Genomic DNA, 16,221 nt, shown 5'->3' on the forward strand with positions numbered 1-16,221 from the left:
CTAGGCTCGGACCATGCCCGAGGTGCACGCTGCCCGCCGTACCCGGCTTCGCTCCCACTGCGAGGCGGCCGGCAGCGACGCCGTGCTCGTCTCCCGGCCGGCGAACATCCTCTACCTGGCGGGCTGCGCCCCTCCCGGCGCCGCCCTGCTGCTCGGGCCCGGCGAGGACGTGCTCGTACGGCCCGGCGACCCCGCGCAGGACCCGGCCGGCGCCCCGCACCCCGGCGACCTGCGCGTCCACGCACTCGGCAGCCCCGGCGGGGACGCCGCCGTCGCGGCCACCGGGCTCGCCGCCGCCGGCGGCGCCACCGCGCTCGCGGTCGAGGAGCACCACCTGACCGTGGCCACGCACCGCGCCCTGGCCTCCGTCGCCCCCCGGCTCGTGCTGACCGACCTGTGCCGCGCCGTGGAGCAGCAGCGGCTCGTCAAGGACGACGAGGAGATCGCCTGCCTGCGGGTCGCCGCCGAGATCGGCGACCAGGCGCTCGGCGAACTGCTGGAGTCCATCCTCGTCGGCCGCACGGAACGGCACCTGGCTCTGGAGCTGGAGCGGCGGCTCGTCGACCACGGTGCCGAGGGCCCCGCGTTCCCCACCGCCGTCGGCACCGGGCCGCACGCCGGCCGGGCCGGGCACGTGCCGACCGACCGCCGGGTGGAGGAGGGCGACTTCCTCACCGTCTGCCTGGGGGCGCGCTACCGCGGCTACCGCTGCGAGATCGGCCGTACCTTCGTCGTCGGCACCGCCCCGGACGACTGGCAGATCGAGCTGTACGACCTGGTCTTCGCCGCGCAGCGGGCCGGGCGGGAGGCGCTGACGCCGGGCGCGGAGTACCGCGAGGTGGACCGGGCGGCGCGCCAGGTGCTCACCGCGGCCGGGCGCGGCGACGGCGTCGGGCCGTTCACCGGTCACGGGGTGGGACTCGAAATCGACGAGGACCCGCGGCTGGCCCCGGAGGCGATGGGTAAACTGGACGCTCGTGTGCCGGTCACCGTCGAGCCGGGAGTGCATCTCCCGGGCCGTGGCGGGGTCCGGATCGACGACACGCTCGTCGTCCGCTCGCCGGCGGACGGCGGTCCCGAGCTACTCACCATCACGACCAAGGAACTGCTCGCCCTCTGACCCCGGCCGGGTCGCAGGCGTATCCGGGCCTCCTCGGTCGTCCACGCAGTCCAGGAGATTTCGCGACGTGGCCACCACGAACGACCTCAAGAACGGCTTGGTGCTCAAGCTCGACGGCGACCAGCTCTGGTCCGTCGTCGAGTTCCAGCACGTCAAGCCCGGCAAGGGCCCTGCCTTCGTCCGTACGAAGCTGAAGAACGTGCTCTCCGGCAAGACCGTCGACAAGACGTTCAACGCCGGAGTGAAGGTCGAGACGGCCAACGTCGACCGCAGGGACATGCAGTTCTCGTACAAGGACGGCGAGTACTTCGTCTTCATGGACATGGAGACGTACGACCAGCTCCACGTCGACCCCAAGACCGTCGGCGACGCCGCCAACTATCTGCTGGAGGGGTTCGACGCGACCGTGGCGCTGCACGAGGGCACGCCGCTCTACGTCGAGTTGCCCGCCGCCGTCGAGCTGACCATCGCGCAGACCGACCCGGGTGTGCAGGGCGACCGCTCCACCGGCGGCACCAAGCCGGCCGAGCTGGAGACCGGTTTCTCGATCCAGGTCCCGCTGTTCATCACCACCGGCGAGAAGATCAAGGTCGACACCCGCTCCGGTGAGTACCTCGGCCGCGTGAGCGGCTGACGTGGCGGCACGGAACACGGCTCGCAAGCGCGCGTTCCAGATCATCTTCGAGTCCGACCAGCGCGGCGCGCCCGCCGGGCAGGTGCTGGAGGACTGGATCCGGCTGGGCCGGACCGACCCCCGGCAGCCGCCCGTCGGCGACTTCACGCGGCGGCTGGTCGAGGGCTACGCGGAGCACGCCGCCCGCATCGACGAGCTGCTGGGCTCGTACTCGGTCGGCTGGACCCTGGACCGGATGCCGGTCGTGGACCGCAGCATCCTGCGGCTGGGGGCGTACGAGCTGATCTGGGAGGACGGGACGCCGGACGCGGTGGCGATCGACGAGGCGGTGCAGCTCACGAAGGAGTTCTCCACGGACGACTCGCCCGGCTTCGTCAACGGCCTGCTGGGCCGGCTGCAGGAGCTGAAGCCGCGCCTGCGCCGAAACACCGACGAGCCCCGCGAGGAGACGGCACAGGCGGTCCCGGAGCCGGGCGGCGACAACGCCCCCGAGCCGGGCCGGAGTGCCCGGCAGAACGACCACGGGGACGCGGCTGAGGCCCCTCCCGCGGCCGGCACGGCGGCGGAGGCACCCGGCACCGCGGCGGCCGAGGGCGTGCCGGAGGGCGCGCCGCGGCCGGAGGCCGGCTAGCCCCGGCGCTCCGCCCGCCGGGCGGGCACGCCCCCGCGCGCCCACCACGCACACCGCCGTCGGCGGAACGGACCCGTCCCTGGGCCGTTTCGCCGACGGCGGTACGTTTCTGCTGGTGAGGTGCGGGTCAGGCGTCCTCGTGGACCACGACTGCACGACGGGCGTCGGCGTCCAGGACCCCCCAGCCGATGAGCTGCTCGGTCAGCACCGAGGGGGACTGGTCATAGATCACGGCGAGGGTGCGCAGATCGTCCTGGCGGATCGAGAGGACCTTGCCGTTGTAGTCGCCGCGCTGGCTCTGGATCGTCGCCGCGTAGCGCTGCAGCGGTCCCGCCTTCTCCGCGGGAATCTGGGCCAGGCGCTCCAGGTCCAGCACGAGCTTCGGCGGCGGCTCCGCGGCGCCGCCGGGCGCCGAACCCGGGAGAAGCTCCTGCACCGGCACCCCGTAGAAGTCCGCCAGCTCGGCCAGCCGCTGCACGGTGACCGCACGGTCCCCGCGCTCGTACGACCCGACGACGACGGCCTTCCAGCGCCCCTGGGACTTCTCCTCCACGCCGTGCAGTGAGAGGCCCTGCTGGGTACGGATGCCCCGGAGCTTGGCCCCGAGCTGTTTGGCGTATTCGCTGGACATATGGCTCCCCGGACGACAGTCTGGTAACTCATTGTGAGGTTACGCAGCGTAACTTGGCTTCGTCAAGCGGAAGATTCATCCGGTCGCCACCCATGAGGGTGGTAGACGGGCGGTGGTGCCGCGGCGGAGACCCGGCGGCGGTGGTGTCGGACCGCGCTGTTACGGTAGAGGGGACCTGACGTCCTTTAACGCCCGTCCTGTGAGGCGGGGAAGGGGGTCCTTTTCGTATGGACATGAACGGCACAGACCCGGCGCGGTCCGTCCTGGAGGCGCCGGACATCCAGCGGGTGCTGACCCGCATCGCGCACGAGATCGTGGAGCGCACCAAAGGCGCCCACGACGTGGTGCTCCTGGGCATCCCGACCCGCGGCGTGTGGCTCGGCCACCGGCTCGCCGCGAAGCTCGAAGAGATCACCGGCAGCACGTTCGGCCAGTCGGGCGTCGGCTCGCTCGACATCACCATGTACCGCGACGATCTGCGCATGGGCCCGCCCCGCGCGCTGGCCCGCACGGACATCCCCGCGGCGGGCATCGACGGCCGGCTGGTGGTCCTCGTGGACGACGTGCTCTTCTCCGGCCGCACGATCCGCGCGGCGCTCGACGCGCTGAACGACATCGGCAGACCGCGGGCGGTGCAGCTCGCCGTCCTCGTCGACCGCGGCCACCGCGAGCTGCCCATCCGCGCCGACTACGTCGGCAAGAACCTCCCCACGTCGCTGCGGGAGACGGTCCGCGTCCAGCTCACCGAAGAGGACGGCCGCGACGCCGTGCTGCTCGGCTCCAAGTAGGACGCCCGCCCCGCTCCGCCGGCCGCCCGAGGCGTACGCCCCCGTGAGCCGCGGCGCGCGACCCGCCGTACCCACCACACCCCGGAGCACCCAGTGAAGCGCCATCTCATCTCGGCCGCCGACCTGTCCCGCGACGACGCCGTGCTGATCCTCGACACCGCCGAGGAGCTGTCCCGGATCGCGGACCGGCCGATCAAGAAGCTGCCCACCCTGCGCGGGCGCACGGTGGTCAACCTCTTCTACGAGGACTCCACCCGCACTCGTATCTCGTTCGAAGCCGCCGCCAAGCGGCTCTCCGCCGACGTCATCAACTTCTCCGCCAAGGGCTCGTCCGTCTCCAAGGGCGAGTCGCTGAAGGACACCGCCCTGACCCTGGAGGCCATGGGCGCCGACGCCGTCGTCATCCGCCACCACGACTCCGGCGCCCCGCACCGGCTGGCCACCTCCGGCTGGATCAACGGCTCCGTCGTCAACGCCGGCGACGGCACCCACGAGCACCCCACGCAGGCGCTTCTGGACGCCTTCACCATGCGCCGCCACCTGGCGCCGGGCACCGGCGGCGGGCTCGACGGCCGCCGGATCACGGTGGTCGGCGACATTCTGCACAGCCGGGTCGCCCGCTCGAACGTGCTGCTGCTGCACACCCTCGGGGCCGAGGTCACCCTGGTCGCGCCGCCCACGCTGGTGCCGGTGGGCGTGGAGCGCTGGCCGTGCGAGGTCTCGTACGACCTGGACGCCGTGCTGCCGAAGTCCGACGGCGTGATGATGCTGCGGGTCCAGCGGGAGCGGATGAACGCCGCCTTCTTCCCCACCGAGCGCGAATACGCCCGCCGCTACGGTCTCGACGGCCTCCGGATGGCGCGCATGCCCGAGCACGCCCTCGTCATGCACCCCGGCCCGATGAACCGCGGCATGGAGATCACCGCCGAGGTCGCCGACTCGCCCCGCTGCACCGCGGTCGAGCAGGTCGCCAACGGCGTCTCCATCCGCATGGCCGTCCTCTACCTGCTGCTCGGCGGCGCGCCGGGCGAGGCGCCTGCCGCAGGCACGGCAGCAGCCCCGGCGACGGCCACGAGCGCCGCGCCCGCCCCGACCACCGCACGCACCGAGGAGACCGACCGATGAGCAAGACCCTGATCCGCGGCGCCCGGGTACTCGGCGGCGAGGCCCGGGACGTCCTGATCGACGGCGAGACGATCGCCGAGGTCGCCGGGCCCGGCGTGCCGCTGCCCGCCGACGGCGCGGAGGTGATCGAGGCCGCGGGGCACATCCTGCTGCCCGGCCTGGTCGACCTGCACACCCACCTGCGCGAGCCCGGCCGCGAGGACTCCGAGACGGTCCTGACCGGCACCCGCGCCGCCGCCAAGGGCGGCTTCACCGCCGTCCACGCGATGGCCAACACCTTCCCCGTCGCCGACACCGCCGGCGTCGTCGAGCAGGTCTGGCGGCTCGGCCGCGAGTCCGGCTACTGCGACGTGCAGCCGGTCGGCGCCGTCACCGTGGGCCTGGAGGGCAGGCAGCTCGCCGAGCTGGGTGCCATGCACGAGTCGGCGGCCGGCGTCGTGGTCTTCTCCGACGACGGCACGTGCGTGGACGACGCCGTGATCATGCGCCGGGCGCTGGAGTACGTGAAGGCGTTCGACGGCGTCGTCGCGCAGCACGCGCAGGAGCCGCGGCTGACCGAGGGCGCCCAGATGAACGAGGGCGTCGTCTCCGCCGAGCTGGGCCTCGGCGGCTGGCCCGCCGCCGCCGAGGAGTCGGTCATCGCCCGCGACGTGCTGCTCGCCGCCCACGTCGACTCCCGCGTGCACATCTGCCACCTGTCCACCGCCGGCTCGGTGGAGATCGTGCGCTGGGCGAAGTCCAAGGGCTGGCGCGTCACCGCCGAGGTCACTCCGCACCACCTGCTGCTCACCGACGAGCTGGTCCGCTCCTACGACCCCGTTTACAAGGTCAACCCGCCGCTGCGCACCGAGACCGACGTACGCGCGCTGCGCGAGGCCCTGGCCGACGGCACCATCGACTGCGTCGCCACCGACCACGCCCCCCATCCGCAGGAGGACAAGGACTGCGAGTGGGCCGCCGCCGCCATGGGCATGGTCGGCCTGGAGACGGCGCTGTCCGTCGTGCAGGAGACGATGGTCGACACCGGCCTGCTCGACTGGGCGGGCGTCGCCGACCGGATGTCCTTCCGCCCCGCCGCCATCGGCCGCCTCGACGGCCACGGCCGGCCCGTGGCCCCCGGCGAGCCCGCCAACCTCACCCTGCTCGATCCGGCCTACCGTGGTCGGGTGGATCCGCACAGCTTCCTCTCCCGCAGCCGCAACACCCCCTACGCAGGCCGTGAGCTGCCCGGCCGGGTCACGCACACGTTCCTGCGCGGCCGGGCCACCCTCGCCGGCGGTGAGCAGGCGTGAGGTTCACCACCCTGCTCGCCGACGAGCGGCAGTCGCAGCCCGTGACCGACTGGGCGGCGCGCATCGGCTGGATCGTCGGCCTGATCCTCTTCGTCGCGCTCGTCTACTGGCTGATGCGCGAGGGCTGGAAGTGGCGCGGCCAGCTCCAGTCCGGCATTCCGGACCTGCCCCCGGTCCCCGGCGACCCGGGTCCGGTGCGCCTGGAGCTGACCGGGCGCTACCACGGCACCACCGTCGCCGGGCAGTGGCTGGAGCGCATCGTCGCCCACGGCCTGGGCGTACGCAGCCGCGTCGAGCTGACCCTCACCGAGCGGGGCCTGGCCGTCGTACGCCCCGGGGCCACCGACTTCTTCGTCCCCGCCGCGCACCTGCGCGGCGCCCGGCTCGACAAGGCCATCGCCGGCAAGGTCCTCACCGAGGGCGGGCTGCTGGTGATCACCTGGGCGCACGGCGGCGCGGAGTACGACTCCGGGTTCCGCTCCGACCACGCCGCCGAGCACGCCGCCTGGGTGGCGTCGCTCGGCGCGCAGCCCGCCGAGAAAGCTCCCGTCGCCGACGCCGCCGCCGCGAGCACCGAAGACAGCACCACCACGGAAGGCGCACCATGAGCGCAACCCACCGCGGCCAGGGAAGCCCCGCCGTACTCGTCCTCGAAGACGGCCGCAGCTTCCGCGGCCGCGCCTACGGAGCGACGGGGGAGACCTTCGGCGAAGCCGTGTTCTCCACCGGGATGACCGGCTACCAGGAGACCCTCACCGACCCCTCGTACCACCGCCAGGTCGTCGTCATGACCGCCCCGCACGTCGGCAACACCGGCGTCAACGACGAGGACGCCGAGTCCGCCCGCATCTGGGTCTCCGGCTACGTCGTACGCGACCCCGCCCGCGTGCCCTCCAGCTGGCGCGCCACCCGCTCCCTCGACGAGGAGCTGCGCCGCCAGGGCGTCGTCGGCATCTCCGGCGTCGACACCCGGGCGATCACCCGGCACCTGCGCGAGCGCGGCGCCATGCGCGTCGGCATCTTCTCCGGCGAGAAGGTCACCGGCCCGGACGCGATGCTCGCCCGGGTGCGGGAGCAGGAGCAGATGACGGGCGCCGACCTCGCGCCCGAGGTCGCCACCGGCGAGCGGTACGTCGTCCCCGCCGTCGGTGAGAAGCGCTTCACCGTCGCCGCCCTCGACCTCGGCATCAAGGGCATGACGCCGCGGCGCATGGCCGAGCGCGGCATCGAAGTGCACGTGCTGCCCGCCACCGCCACGGTCGAGGAGGTCTACGCGCCCGGGCCCGACGGCGTGTTCCTCTCCAACGGCCCCGGCGACCCGGCCGCCGCCGACCTCACCGTGGTCCGCGCGGTGCTGGAGCGCGGCACCCCGCTGTTCGGCATCTGCTTCGGCAACCAGCTCCTCGGCCGCGCGCTCGGCTTCGGCACGTACAAGCTGAAGTACGGCCACCGCGGGATCAACCAGCCCGTCCGGGACCGCACCACGGGCCGCGTCGAGGTCACCGCGCACAACCACGGCTTCGCCGTCGACGCGCCCCTCGACGGCGTGACCGACACCCCCTACGGACGCGCCGAGGTCACCCACGTGTGCCTCAACGACCAGGTCGTCGAGGGCCTGCGGCTGCTGGACCGGCCGGCGTTCTCCGTGCAGTACCACCCCGAGGCCGCCGCCGGGCCGCATGACGCGGCGTACCTCTTCGACCGCTTCGTCCGGGTCATGGCAGACCACACGGAAAAGGCCGCACAGGCAGAACAGGGAGCCCAGCGTGCCTAAGCGCACCGATATCCGGTCCGTCCTGGTCATCGGCTCGGGCCCGATCGTCATCGGCCAGGCGGCCGAGTTCGACTACTCCGGCACCCAGGCGTGCCGCGTGCTCAGGGCCGAGGGCCTGCGGGTCGTCCTCGTCAACTCCAACCCGGCGACGATCATGACCGACCCGGAGATCGCCGACGCCACGTACGTCGAGCCGATCACGCCCGAGTTCGTCGAGAAGATCATCGCGCGCGAGCGCCCCGACGCCCTGCTGCCCACCCTCGGCGGGCAGACCGCGCTCAACACGGCGGTCTCGCTGCACGATTCCGGGGTGCTGGAGAAGTACGGCGTGGAGCTGATCGGCGCCAACGTCGAGGCCATCAAGAAGGGCGAGGACCGCGACCAGTTCAAGGAGGTCGTCGCCGAGGTGCGGCGCAAGACCGGGCACGGCGAGTCCGCCCGCTCGGTGATCTGCCACACCATGGACGAGGTGCTGGCCGGCGTCGGCGGACTGGGCGGCTACCCCGTCGTCGTACGCCCCTCCTTCACCATGGGCGGCGCCGGCTCCGGCTTCGCCCACGACGAGGAGGAGCTGCGGCGCATCGCCGGCCAGGGCCTGGCGCTCTCGCCGACGACCGAGGTGCTGCTGGAGGAGTCCATCCTCGGCTGGAAGGAGTACGAGCTGGAGCTGATGCGCGACAAGCACGACAACGTCGTGGTCGTCTGCTCCATCGAGAACCTCGACCCCATGGGCGTGCACACCGGCGACTCCGTGACCGTCGCCCCGTCGATGACGCTCACCGACCGTGAGTACCAGATCCTGCGCGACATCGGCATCGCCGTCATCCGTGAGGTCGGCGTCGACACCGGCGGCTGCAACATCCAGTTCGCGGTCGATCCCGCGGACGGCCGGGTCGTGGTCATCGAGATGAACCCGCGCGTCTCACGCTCCTCCGCGCTCGCCTCCAAGGCCACCGGTTTCCCGATCGCCAAGATCGCCGCGAAGCTGGCCGTGGGTTACACCCTCGACGAGATCCCCAACGACATCACGCGCGAGACCCCCGCGTCCTTCGAGCCCACGCTCGACTACGTGGTGGTGAAGGTGCCCCGCTTCGCCTTCGAGAAGTTCCCGGCCGCCGACGCGACGCTCACCACCACGATGAAGTCGGTCGGCGAGGCCATGGCCATCGGCCGCAACTTCACCGAGGCGCTGAACAAGGCGCTGCGCTCGGTCGAGAAGAAGGACGCCCCGTTCGACTTCGCGGGACCGCCGCCCGGTCCCGGCGAGAAGGCCGCGCTGCTCGCGAGGGCCGCCGTGCCCACCGACGGCCGGCTGAACACGGTGATGGCCGCCATCCGGGCCGGCGCCACCGAGGCGGAGGTGCACGAGGCGACGCGGATCGACCCCTGGTTCGTCGACCAGCTCTTCCTGATCAAGGAGGTCGCCGACGAGCTGGCCGCCGCGGACCACCTCGACCCCGGGCTCCTCGCCCACGCCAAGCGCCACGGCTTCTCCGACGCCCAGATCGCCGGCGTACGCGGGCTGCGCGAGGACGTGGTGCGCGAGGTGCGGCACGCGCTGGGCGTACGGCCGGTGTACAAGACCGTCGACACCTGCGCCGCCGAGTTCGCGGCCCGTACGCCCTACCTCTACTCCTCGTACGACGAGGAGACCGAGGTCGCCCCGCGTGAGCGGCCCGCGGTGATCATCCTGGGCTCCGGGCCCAACCGCATCGGCCAGGGCATCGAGTTCGACTACTCCTGCGTCCACGCCTCCTTCGCCCTCGTCGAGGCGGGCTACGAGACCGTGATGGTCAACTGCAACCCGGAGACGGTCTCCACCGACTACGACACGTCCGACCGGCTGTACTTCGAGCCGCTGACGCTGGAGGACGTGCTGGAGGTGGTGCACGCAGAGACCCAGGCGGGCCCGGTCGCCGGCGTCCTCGTCCAGTTGGGCGGCCAGACTCCGCTCGGTCTCGCGCAGGCGCTGAAGGACAACGGCGTGCCCGTGGCGGGCACGTCGCCGGAGGCGATCCACGCTGCCGAGGACCGCGGAGCGTTCGGCCGGGTGCTCGCCGAGGCGGGGCTGCCGGCGCCCCGGTACGGCACCGCGTTCTCCTTCACCGAGGCCGAGAAGATCGCCGCCGGGATCGGCTATCCGGTCATGGTGCGGCCGTCGTACGTGCTCGGCGGGCGCGGCATGGAGATCGTCTACGACGAGCCGTCGCTGGCCGCCTACCTGGAGCGGCACGCCGGGCTCATCTCCGAACACCCGGTGCTCATCGACCGGTTCCTCGACGACACCATCGAAATCGACGTCGACGCCCTCTACGACGGCAACGAGCTGTACCTCGGCGGCGTCATGGAGCACATCGAGGAAGCCGGCATCCACTCCGGCGACTCCGCCTGCGCACTGCCGCCCATCACCCTGGGCGGCCACGACATCAAACGGCTGCGCGCCTCCACCGAGGCCATCGCGAGCGGCGTCGGCGTCCGCGGGCTGATCAACATCCAGTTCGCGCTGGCCGGGGACATCCTGTACGTCCTGGAGGCCAACCCCCGCGCCTCGCGCACCGTCCCCTTCACCTCCAAGGCCACCGCCGTCCCGCTGGCCAAGGCAGCCGCCAGGATCTCGCTCGGCGCCACGGTCGCCGAACTGCGCGCGGAGGGGATGCTGCCGGCCACCGGCGACGGCGGCACGCTGCCCCTGGACGCGCCCATCTCGGTGAAGGAGGCGGTGCTGCCGTGGACGCGCTTCCGCGACATCCGCGGCCGGGGCGTCGACACGGTGCTCGGCCCGGAGATGCGCTCCACCGGCGAGGTCATGGGCATCGACGGCCTCTTCGGGACGGCGTACGCCAAGTCGCAGGCCGCCGCGTACGGCGCGCTGCCCACCCGCGGCCGGGCGTTCGTCTCGGTCGCCAACCGTGACAAGCGCTCGATGGTCTTCCCGGCCCGCGAGCTGGTCCAGCACGGCTTCGAGCTGCTGGCCACCTCCGGCACCGCCGAGGTGCTCAGGCGCAACGGCATCGCCGCGACCGTCGTACGCAAGCACTCGCAGGGCCCCGGCCCGGACGGAGAGCGGACGATCGTGCAACTGATCCACGACGGCGCCGTCGACCTCATCGTCAACACCCCGTACGGCACCGGAGGCCGACTCGACGGTTACGACATCCGCACCGCCGCCGTCGCCCGCGGGGTGCCGTGCCTGACGACGGTCCAGGCGCTGGCCGCCGCCGTCCAGGGCATCGAGGCGCTGACCCGCGGCGAGGTCGGGGTGCGCTCCCTCCAGGAGCACGCCGGCCACCTCACCGAGGCCCGCGCCCGCTAGCCGCAGCCCGAGCCGTTCCGGGTCCCGCCGGTCCGTCACCGGGCCGGCGGGGCACGGCACCCGAAGCAGCCGAAGGTCCCTTATGTACCCCTTGCTCTTCCGTGGCGTCCTCGCCCGGATGGACCCCGAGCGGGCCCACGGCCTGGCGTTCGCGGCCATCCGCGGCACCGCCGCCGTACCCGGCCTGCGCGGCGCGGTCCGTGCCGCCGCGGCCCCCCGCCACCCCGGCCTGCGCGTCCGCGCGCTCGGCATCGACTTCCCCGGCCCCTTCGGGCTCGCCGCGGGTTTCGACAAGAACGCGGTCGGCGTCGACGGACTGACCATGCTCGGCTTCGACTTCGTCGAGGTCGGCACCGTCACCGCCCGCCCCCAGGCCGGCAACGAGCCGACCCGGCTGTTCCGGCTGATCCCCGACCGGGCGCTGGTCAACCGGATGGGCTTCAACAACGACGGGTCCGCCGCCGTCGCCGCCCGCCTCGCCCGCCGCCGGCACGGCCGGCGCACCCCGTACCGGCCGAACGCCGTCGTCGGCGTCAACATCGGCAAGACCAAGGCCGTCCCCGAATCGGGTGCCATCGACGACTACGTCACGTCCGCCGAACGGCTCGCCGGCCACGCGGACTACCTCGTCGTCAACGTCTCCTCGCCCAACACCCCGGGCCTGCGCGACCTCCAGGCCGTCGAGCACCTGCGCCCGCTGCTCGCGGCGGTCCGCTCCGCGGCCGACCGCGTCACCTCCGGCGCCGCCCCGGCGGGCGCCTCCGCGCGCGTACCGCTGCTGGTCAAAATCGCCCCCGACCTCGCCGACGAGGACGTCGACGCGGTCGCCGACCTGGCCCTGGAGCTGGGCCTCGACGGCATCATCGCCACCAACACCACCGTCGCCCGCGACGGACTGGTCACCGAGCCGGCACGCGTCGAGTCCATCGGCGCCGGCGGCCTGTCCGGAGCGCCGCTGCGGCGGCGCTCCCTGGAGGTGCTGCGCCGTCTCTACGGGCGCGTGGGCGCGCCCGCAGAGAACGGCGTCGTGCTGGTCGGCGCCGGCGGCATCGAGACCGCCGGGCACGCCTGGGAGCGCATCCTCGCCGGTGCCACCCTCGTCCAGGGCTACAGCGGCTTCGTCTACGAGGGCCCGCTGTGGCCCCGCAGGATCCACCGCGGCCTGGCGGAGCTGCTGGCCGCGTCCCCGTACGCCACCCTCGCCGACGCCGTCGGCGCCGACGTCAGGAAGGCGACCGCATGAGCCCCGAACCTCCCGAGCCCTTCGGCCTGCGGCTGCACCGCGCGATGGCCGCCCGCGGCCCGCTGTGCGTGGGCATCGATCCGCACGCCTCGCTGCTGGCCCGCTGGGAGCTGCCCGACGACCCGGCGGGTCTGGAGTGGTTCACGATGACCGCCGTCGAGGCACTTGCCGACCGCGTCGCCGTGCTCAAGCCGCAGTCCGCGTTCTTCGAGCGCTTCGGCTCCCGCGGCATCGCCGTTCTCGAGAAGGCCGTCACGGTGGCGCGCGCGGCCGGCGCGCTCGTCCTCATGGACGCCAAGCGCGGCGACATCGGCTCGACGATGGGCGGCTACGCCGCCGCCTACCTCGACAAGGACGCCCCGCTGCGCTCCGACGCGCTGACGGTCACGCCCTATCTCGGGTACGAGTCGCTGCGCCCGGCGCTGGACGCCGCCCACGCCGCCGGGGCCGGGCTGTTCGTCGTCACGCTCACGTCCAACCCGGAGGGCGCCGAGGTGCAGCGCGCCGCCTCGCACGGCGCGCACGGCGCGCGGAGCGTGGCACAGACGATGCTGGACCACATCGCCGCCGAGAACCGCGGTGCCGAGCCGCTCGGTTCGACCGGCGCCGTGGTGGGCGCCACTCTCGCCCGGGCGGGCGCCGACCTGGGCGTGAACGGCCCGTTGCTGGCCCCCGGCATCGGTGCCCAGGGAGCCGCGCCGGCCGACCTCCCGCGGATCTTCGGCGCCGCGCTGCCCCAAGTCCTGCCGAGCGCAAGCCGGTCGGTGCTGGCACACGGACCCGATATCGCGAGGCTGCGGGCAGCGGCCGAACAGTTGGCCGATGACGTACGAAACGTATCCCCATAAACCGGGTGATATACCCAGAACTTGCCGCGGAACTTGAGTCTGACCAGGACTTTTCGTCTGTTCTCGCTGACTGGCGCCTTCTCGGCCGCTAGTCTCCGTCATCAGAGCGCGGGCGCCAGCGCGTTGCTCGTTGCTCCGCAGGTGCGGGGCCACTAGGTTCCACACCGTTCCATATCCGATTAGTTCGACATCCGAGGTGACGTAGGCGTGGCTCTTCCGCCCCTTACCCCTGAACAGCGCGCAGCCGCGCTCGAGAAGGCCGCAGCGGCTCGCCGGGAGCGCGCCGAGGTCAAGAATCGGCTGAAGCACTCCGGCGCTTCCCTGCACGACGTCATCAAGCAGGGCCAGGAGAACGACGTCATCGGCAAGATGAAGGTCTCCGCCCTGCTTGAGTCCATGCCCGGCGTGGGCAAGGTGCGCGCCAAGCAGATCATGGAGCGTCTCGGCATCTCCGAGAGCCGTCGGGTGCGCGGTCTGGGGTCCAACCAGATCGCCTCGCTGGAGCGCGAGTTCGGCAGCACCGGTTCCTGACGTTCCGAGGCACTCCCGGAAACCGGGATAATCGCTGCATGAGTACAGCCTTCTCCCGGGGGGCGGCCCCCGTCCCGCCGGCAGATCGTCCGCGGCTGACCGTGCTCTCCGGCCCTTCCGGGGTCGGCAAGAGCACGGTCGTCGCGCATCTGCGCAAGGTCCATCCCGAGGTGTGGCTCTCGGTCTCCGCGACGACCCGCAGACCACGACCGGGCGAGCGGCACGGCGTCCAGTACTTCTTCGTCAGCGACGACGAGTTCGACAAGCTCGTCGCCAACGGCGAGCTGCTGGAGTGGGCGGAGTTCTCCGGCCACCGGTACGGCACCCCGCGCGGGCCCGTGCTGGAGCGGCTGGACGCCGGTGAGCCCGTGCTGCTGGAGATCGATCTGCAGGGGGCGCGGCTGGTCCGGGAGAGCATGCCCGACGCGCTGCTGGTCTTCCTCGCCCCGCCGAGCTGGGACGAGCTGGTGCGCCGGCTCACCGGACGCGGCACGGAGCCGCCGGAGGTGATCGAGCGCCGGCTGGCCGCGGCGCGTACGGAGCTGGCGGCCGAGGAGGAGTTCGACGTGACCCTGGTCAACACCTCCGTCGAGGAGGTCTCCGCCGAGCTGCTAGCCTTGATGCAGGTTTGATTCGTGAAGTTCCACTGGAAGGCTGGATAGGTTGTCCTCTCCCATCACCGCGCCCGAGGGCATCATCAACCCGCCGATCGACGAGCTGCTTGAGGCGACCGACTCCAAGTACAGCCTCGTGATCTACGCGGCGAAGCGCGCGCGGCAGATCAATGCGTACTACTCCCAGCTCGGCGAGGGCCTGCTGGAGTACGTCGGCCCGCTGGTGGACACCCACGTGCACGAGAAGCCGCTGTCCATCGCGCTCCGCGAGATCAACGCGGGTCTGCTGACCTCCGAGGCCACCGAGGGCCCCGCGCAGTAGGCATCCCTCCTCCATCGGGCCCGGCAGCGCGGCTGCCGGGCCCGTGGTGTGTCATGGGGGGAGCGGACGACGAGCGGCGGGGAGCGGGAATGGCGGAAGAGACGAAGGAAACGGCAGCGGCGGCACCGGCCGAGGTGGTGCTGGGCGTCAGCGGCGGCATCGCGGCGTACAAGGCGTGCGAGCTGCTGCGGCTGTTCACCGAATCGGGTCACGCGGTGCGGGCCGTGCCCACGGCCGCCGCGCTGCACTTCGTGGGCGAGGCCACCTGGGCGGCGCTCTCCGGGCGCCCCGCCGCCACCGAGACCTGGGCGGACGTGCACGAGGTCCCCCACGTGCGGATCGGCCGGCGGGCCGACCTCGTGGTCGTCGCCCCCGCCACCGCCGACGTGCTCGCCAGGGCCGCCCACGGCCTGGCGGACGACCTGCTGACGAACACCCTGCTCACCGCCACCTGCCCGGTCGTCTTCGCGCCGGCCATGCACACCGAGATGTGGGAGCACCCCGCCACCCGGGCCAACGTCGCCACGCTGCGCGCCCGCGGCGCCGTCGTCATCGAGCCCGCCGTGGGCCGGCTCACCGGCGCCGACACCGGCAAGGGCCGGCTGCCGGAGCCGGCGGAGATCTTCGAGGTCTGCCGTCGCGCGCTCGCCCGCGGTACCGGGGGCCTGGCCCCCGACCTCGCCGGCAGGCACGTCGTCGTCAGCGCCGGCGGCACCCGCGAGCCGCTGGACCCCGTCCGCTTCCTGGGCAACCGCTCGTCGGGCCGGCAGGGCTACGCCCTGGCCCGTACCGCCGTCGCCCGCGGTGCCCGGGTCACGCTGCTCGCGGCGAACACCGCGCTGCCCGACCCGGCGGGTGCCGACCTCGTCCGCGTCGGCACCACCGTGGAGCTGCAGGAGGCCGTGGTGAAGGCCGCGGCCGACGCCGACGCCGTCGTCATGGCCGCCGCCGTCGCCGACTTCCGCCCGGTGACGTACGCCACCGGCAAGATCAAGAAGAAGGACGACCGCGAGCCGGAACCGATCGGGCTGACCCGCAACCCCGACATCCTCGCCGGGATCTCCGCCGCCCGGCCGCGCGCCGGGCAGGTCGTCGTCGGCTTCGCCGCCGAGACCGACGACGTCCTCGCCAACGGCCGCGCCAAGCTCGCCCGCAAGGGCTGCGACCTGCTCGTGGTCAACGAGGTGGGCGAGACCAAGGCGTTCGGCTCCGACGGCAACGAGGCCGTCGTGCTCACCGCGGACGGGCGCGAGGTGGCCGTGCCGTACGGTCCGAAGGAAGCGCTGGCGGACGTGGTGTGGGACCTCGTCGCGGAACGCCTCGGCTGAGTCGTCCGCTGCCGACACTCCGGCAGA

The 16,221-nt window shown here is 72.8% G+C and carries 15 protein-coding genes and 1 pseudogene; 15 read left to right on the forward strand and 1 reads right to left on the reverse strand.

What is annotated here, in order from left to right:
- Positions 1-13: 13 nt before the first annotated feature.
- The 3 genes and pseudogenes from I003_RS0100500 to nusB form a co-directional block, all read left to right on the forward strand.
- Entirely contained in the window at positions 14-1,120 is a 1,107-nt protein-coding gene (locus I003_RS0100500; RefSeq protein WP_027769670.1) for a M24 family metallopeptidase, read from the forward strand.
- A gap of 67 nt (positions 1,121-1,187) precedes the next feature.
- Positions 1,188-1,754: an elongation factor P gene (gene efp / locus I003_RS0100505; protein ID WP_027769671.1), complete on the forward strand. Its 567-nt coding sequence runs from the start codon at positions 1,188-1,190 to the stop codon at positions 1,752-1,754.
- Position 1,755: 1 nt separating this feature from the next.
- Positions 1,756-2,184 (forward strand): annotated as a pseudogene (gene nusB / locus I003_RS0100510) (transcription antitermination factor NusB); the annotation flags it as partial.
- A gap of 328 nt (positions 2,185-2,512) precedes the next feature.
- Here nusB and bldD read toward each other — a convergent pair.
- Positions 2,513-3,016: a transcriptional regulator BldD gene (bldD, locus tag I003_RS0100515; RefSeq protein WP_018836716.1), complete on the reverse strand. Its 504-nt coding sequence runs from the start codon at positions 3,014-3,016 to the stop codon at positions 2,513-2,515.
- 227 nt (positions 3,017-3,243) lie between these two features.
- On the opposite strand from bldD, the gene pyrR reads away from it, so the two are divergent.
- The 12 genes from pyrR to coaBC all read left to right on the forward strand — a co-directional run bounded on the left by pyrR (position 3,244) and on the right by coaBC (position 16,194).
- Positions 3,244-3,804, forward strand: coding sequence for a bifunctional pyr operon transcriptional regulator/uracil phosphoribosyltransferase PyrR (gene pyrR, locus I003_RS0100520; RefSeq protein WP_027769673.1), 561 nt, complete (start codon positions 3,244-3,246; stop codon positions 3,802-3,804).
- A gap of 93 nt (positions 3,805-3,897) precedes the next feature.
- Complete coding sequence (locus tag I003_RS0100525; RefSeq protein ID WP_027769674.1) at positions 3,898-4,929, forward strand: aspartate carbamoyltransferase catalytic subunit; 1,032 nt, start codon at positions 3,898-3,900, stop codon at positions 4,927-4,929.
- The gene (locus I003_RS0100530) at positions 4,926-6,221 is read left to right on the forward strand and encodes a dihydroorotase (protein WP_027769675.1); all 1,296 of its coding nucleotides are present in this window, start codon (positions 4,926-4,928) and stop codon (positions 6,219-6,221) included. Before I003_RS0100525 ends, I003_RS0100530 begins: the two co-directional genes overlap by 4 nt.
- A complete protein-coding gene (locus tag I003_RS0100535; protein WP_027769676.1) occupies positions 6,218-6,829 on the forward strand; it encodes a PH-like domain-containing protein in 612 nt (203 codons plus the stop codon). The genes I003_RS0100530 and I003_RS0100535 overlap by 4 nt, the downstream gene beginning before the upstream one ends.
- The gene (gene carA / locus I003_RS0100540; protein WP_027769677.1) at positions 6,826-7,995 is read left to right on the forward strand and encodes a glutamine-hydrolyzing carbamoyl-phosphate synthase small subunit; all 1,170 of its coding nucleotides are present in this window, start codon (positions 6,826-6,828) and stop codon (positions 7,993-7,995) included. The genes I003_RS0100535 and carA overlap by 4 nt, the downstream gene beginning before the upstream one ends.
- Positions 7,988-11,308 (forward strand): carbamoyl-phosphate synthase large subunit, encoded by a 3,321-nt coding sequence (gene carB, locus I003_RS0100545; RefSeq protein ID WP_027769678.1) that lies wholly within the window; start codon positions 7,988-7,990, stop codon positions 11,306-11,308. The genes carA and carB overlap by 8 nt, the downstream gene beginning before the upstream one ends.
- Before the next feature lie 82 nt (positions 11,309-11,390).
- Positions 11,391-12,551 carry a quinone-dependent dihydroorotate dehydrogenase gene (locus I003_RS0100550; protein ID WP_027769679.1) on the forward strand — a complete coding sequence of 387 codons (1,161 nt, stop codon included), beginning with the start codon at positions 11,391-11,393 and terminating at the stop codon, positions 12,549-12,551.
- The gene (gene pyrF, locus I003_RS0100555; RefSeq protein ID WP_027769680.1) at positions 12,548-13,399 is read left to right on the forward strand and encodes an orotidine-5'-phosphate decarboxylase; all 852 of its coding nucleotides are present in this window, start codon (positions 12,548-12,550) and stop codon (positions 13,397-13,399) included. The genes I003_RS0100550 and pyrF overlap by 4 nt, the downstream gene beginning before the upstream one ends.
- Before the next feature lie 207 nt (positions 13,400-13,606).
- Positions 13,607-13,930, forward strand: coding sequence for an integration host factor (locus I003_RS0100560; protein WP_018836707.1), 324 nt, complete (start codon positions 13,607-13,609; stop codon positions 13,928-13,930).
- A gap of 38 nt (positions 13,931-13,968) precedes the next feature.
- Positions 13,969-14,562, forward strand: coding sequence for a guanylate kinase (gene gmk / locus I003_RS0100565; protein WP_078563632.1), 594 nt, complete (start codon positions 13,969-13,971; stop codon positions 14,560-14,562).
- Positions 14,563-14,593: 31 nt separating this feature from the next.
- Positions 14,594-14,866: a DNA-directed RNA polymerase subunit omega gene (rpoZ, locus tag I003_RS0100570; protein ID WP_018836705.1), complete on the forward strand. Its 273-nt coding sequence runs from the start codon at positions 14,594-14,596 to the stop codon at positions 14,864-14,866.
- Positions 14,867-14,955: 89 nt separating this feature from the next.
- On the forward strand, positions 14,956-16,194 hold the full coding sequence (coaBC, locus tag I003_RS0100575; RefSeq protein WP_051368045.1) for a bifunctional phosphopantothenoylcysteine decarboxylase/phosphopantothenate--cysteine ligase CoaBC: 1,239 nt from the start codon (positions 14,956-14,958) through the stop codon (positions 16,192-16,194).
- Positions 16,195-16,221 lie beyond the last annotated feature (27 nt).

It is taken from the genome of Streptomyces sp. CNQ329 (assembly GCF_000482585.1).

What these genes read in the sequence shown, in the direction of transcription:
- I003_RS0100500 (WP_027769670.1), top strand. Translation starts at nt 14, where the DNA reads ATGCCCGAGGTGCACGCTGCCCGCCGTACCCGGCTTCGCTCCCACTGC.
- bldD (WP_018836716.1), bottom strand. Translation starts at nt 3,016, where the DNA reads ATGTCCAGCGAATACGCCAAACAGCTCGGGGCCAAGCTCCGGGGCATC.
- pyrR (WP_027769673.1), top strand. Translation starts at nt 3,244, where the DNA reads ATGGACATGAACGGCACAGACCCGGCGCGGTCCGTCCTGGAGGCGCCG.
- I003_RS0100530 (WP_027769675.1), top strand. Translation starts at nt 4,926, where the DNA reads ATGAGCAAGACCCTGATCCGCGGCGCCCGGGTACTCGGCGGCGAGGCC.
- carA (WP_027769677.1), top strand. Translation starts at nt 6,826, where the DNA reads ATGAGCGCAACCCACCGCGGCCAGGGAAGCCCCGCCGTACTCGTCCTC.
- I003_RS0100550 (WP_027769679.1), top strand. Translation starts at nt 11,391, where the DNA reads ATGTACCCCTTGCTCTTCCGTGGCGTCCTCGCCCGGATGGACCCCGAG.
- pyrF (WP_027769680.1), top strand. Translation starts at nt 12,548, where the DNA reads ATGAGCCCCGAACCTCCCGAGCCCTTCGGCCTGCGGCTGCACCGCGCG.
- gmk (WP_078563632.1), top strand. Translation starts at nt 13,969, where the DNA reads ATGAGTACAGCCTTCTCCCGGGGGGCGGCCCCCGTCCCGCCGGCAGAT.
- coaBC (WP_051368045.1), top strand. Translation starts at nt 14,956, where the DNA reads ATGGCGGAAGAGACGAAGGAAACGGCAGCGGCGGCACCGGCCGAGGTG.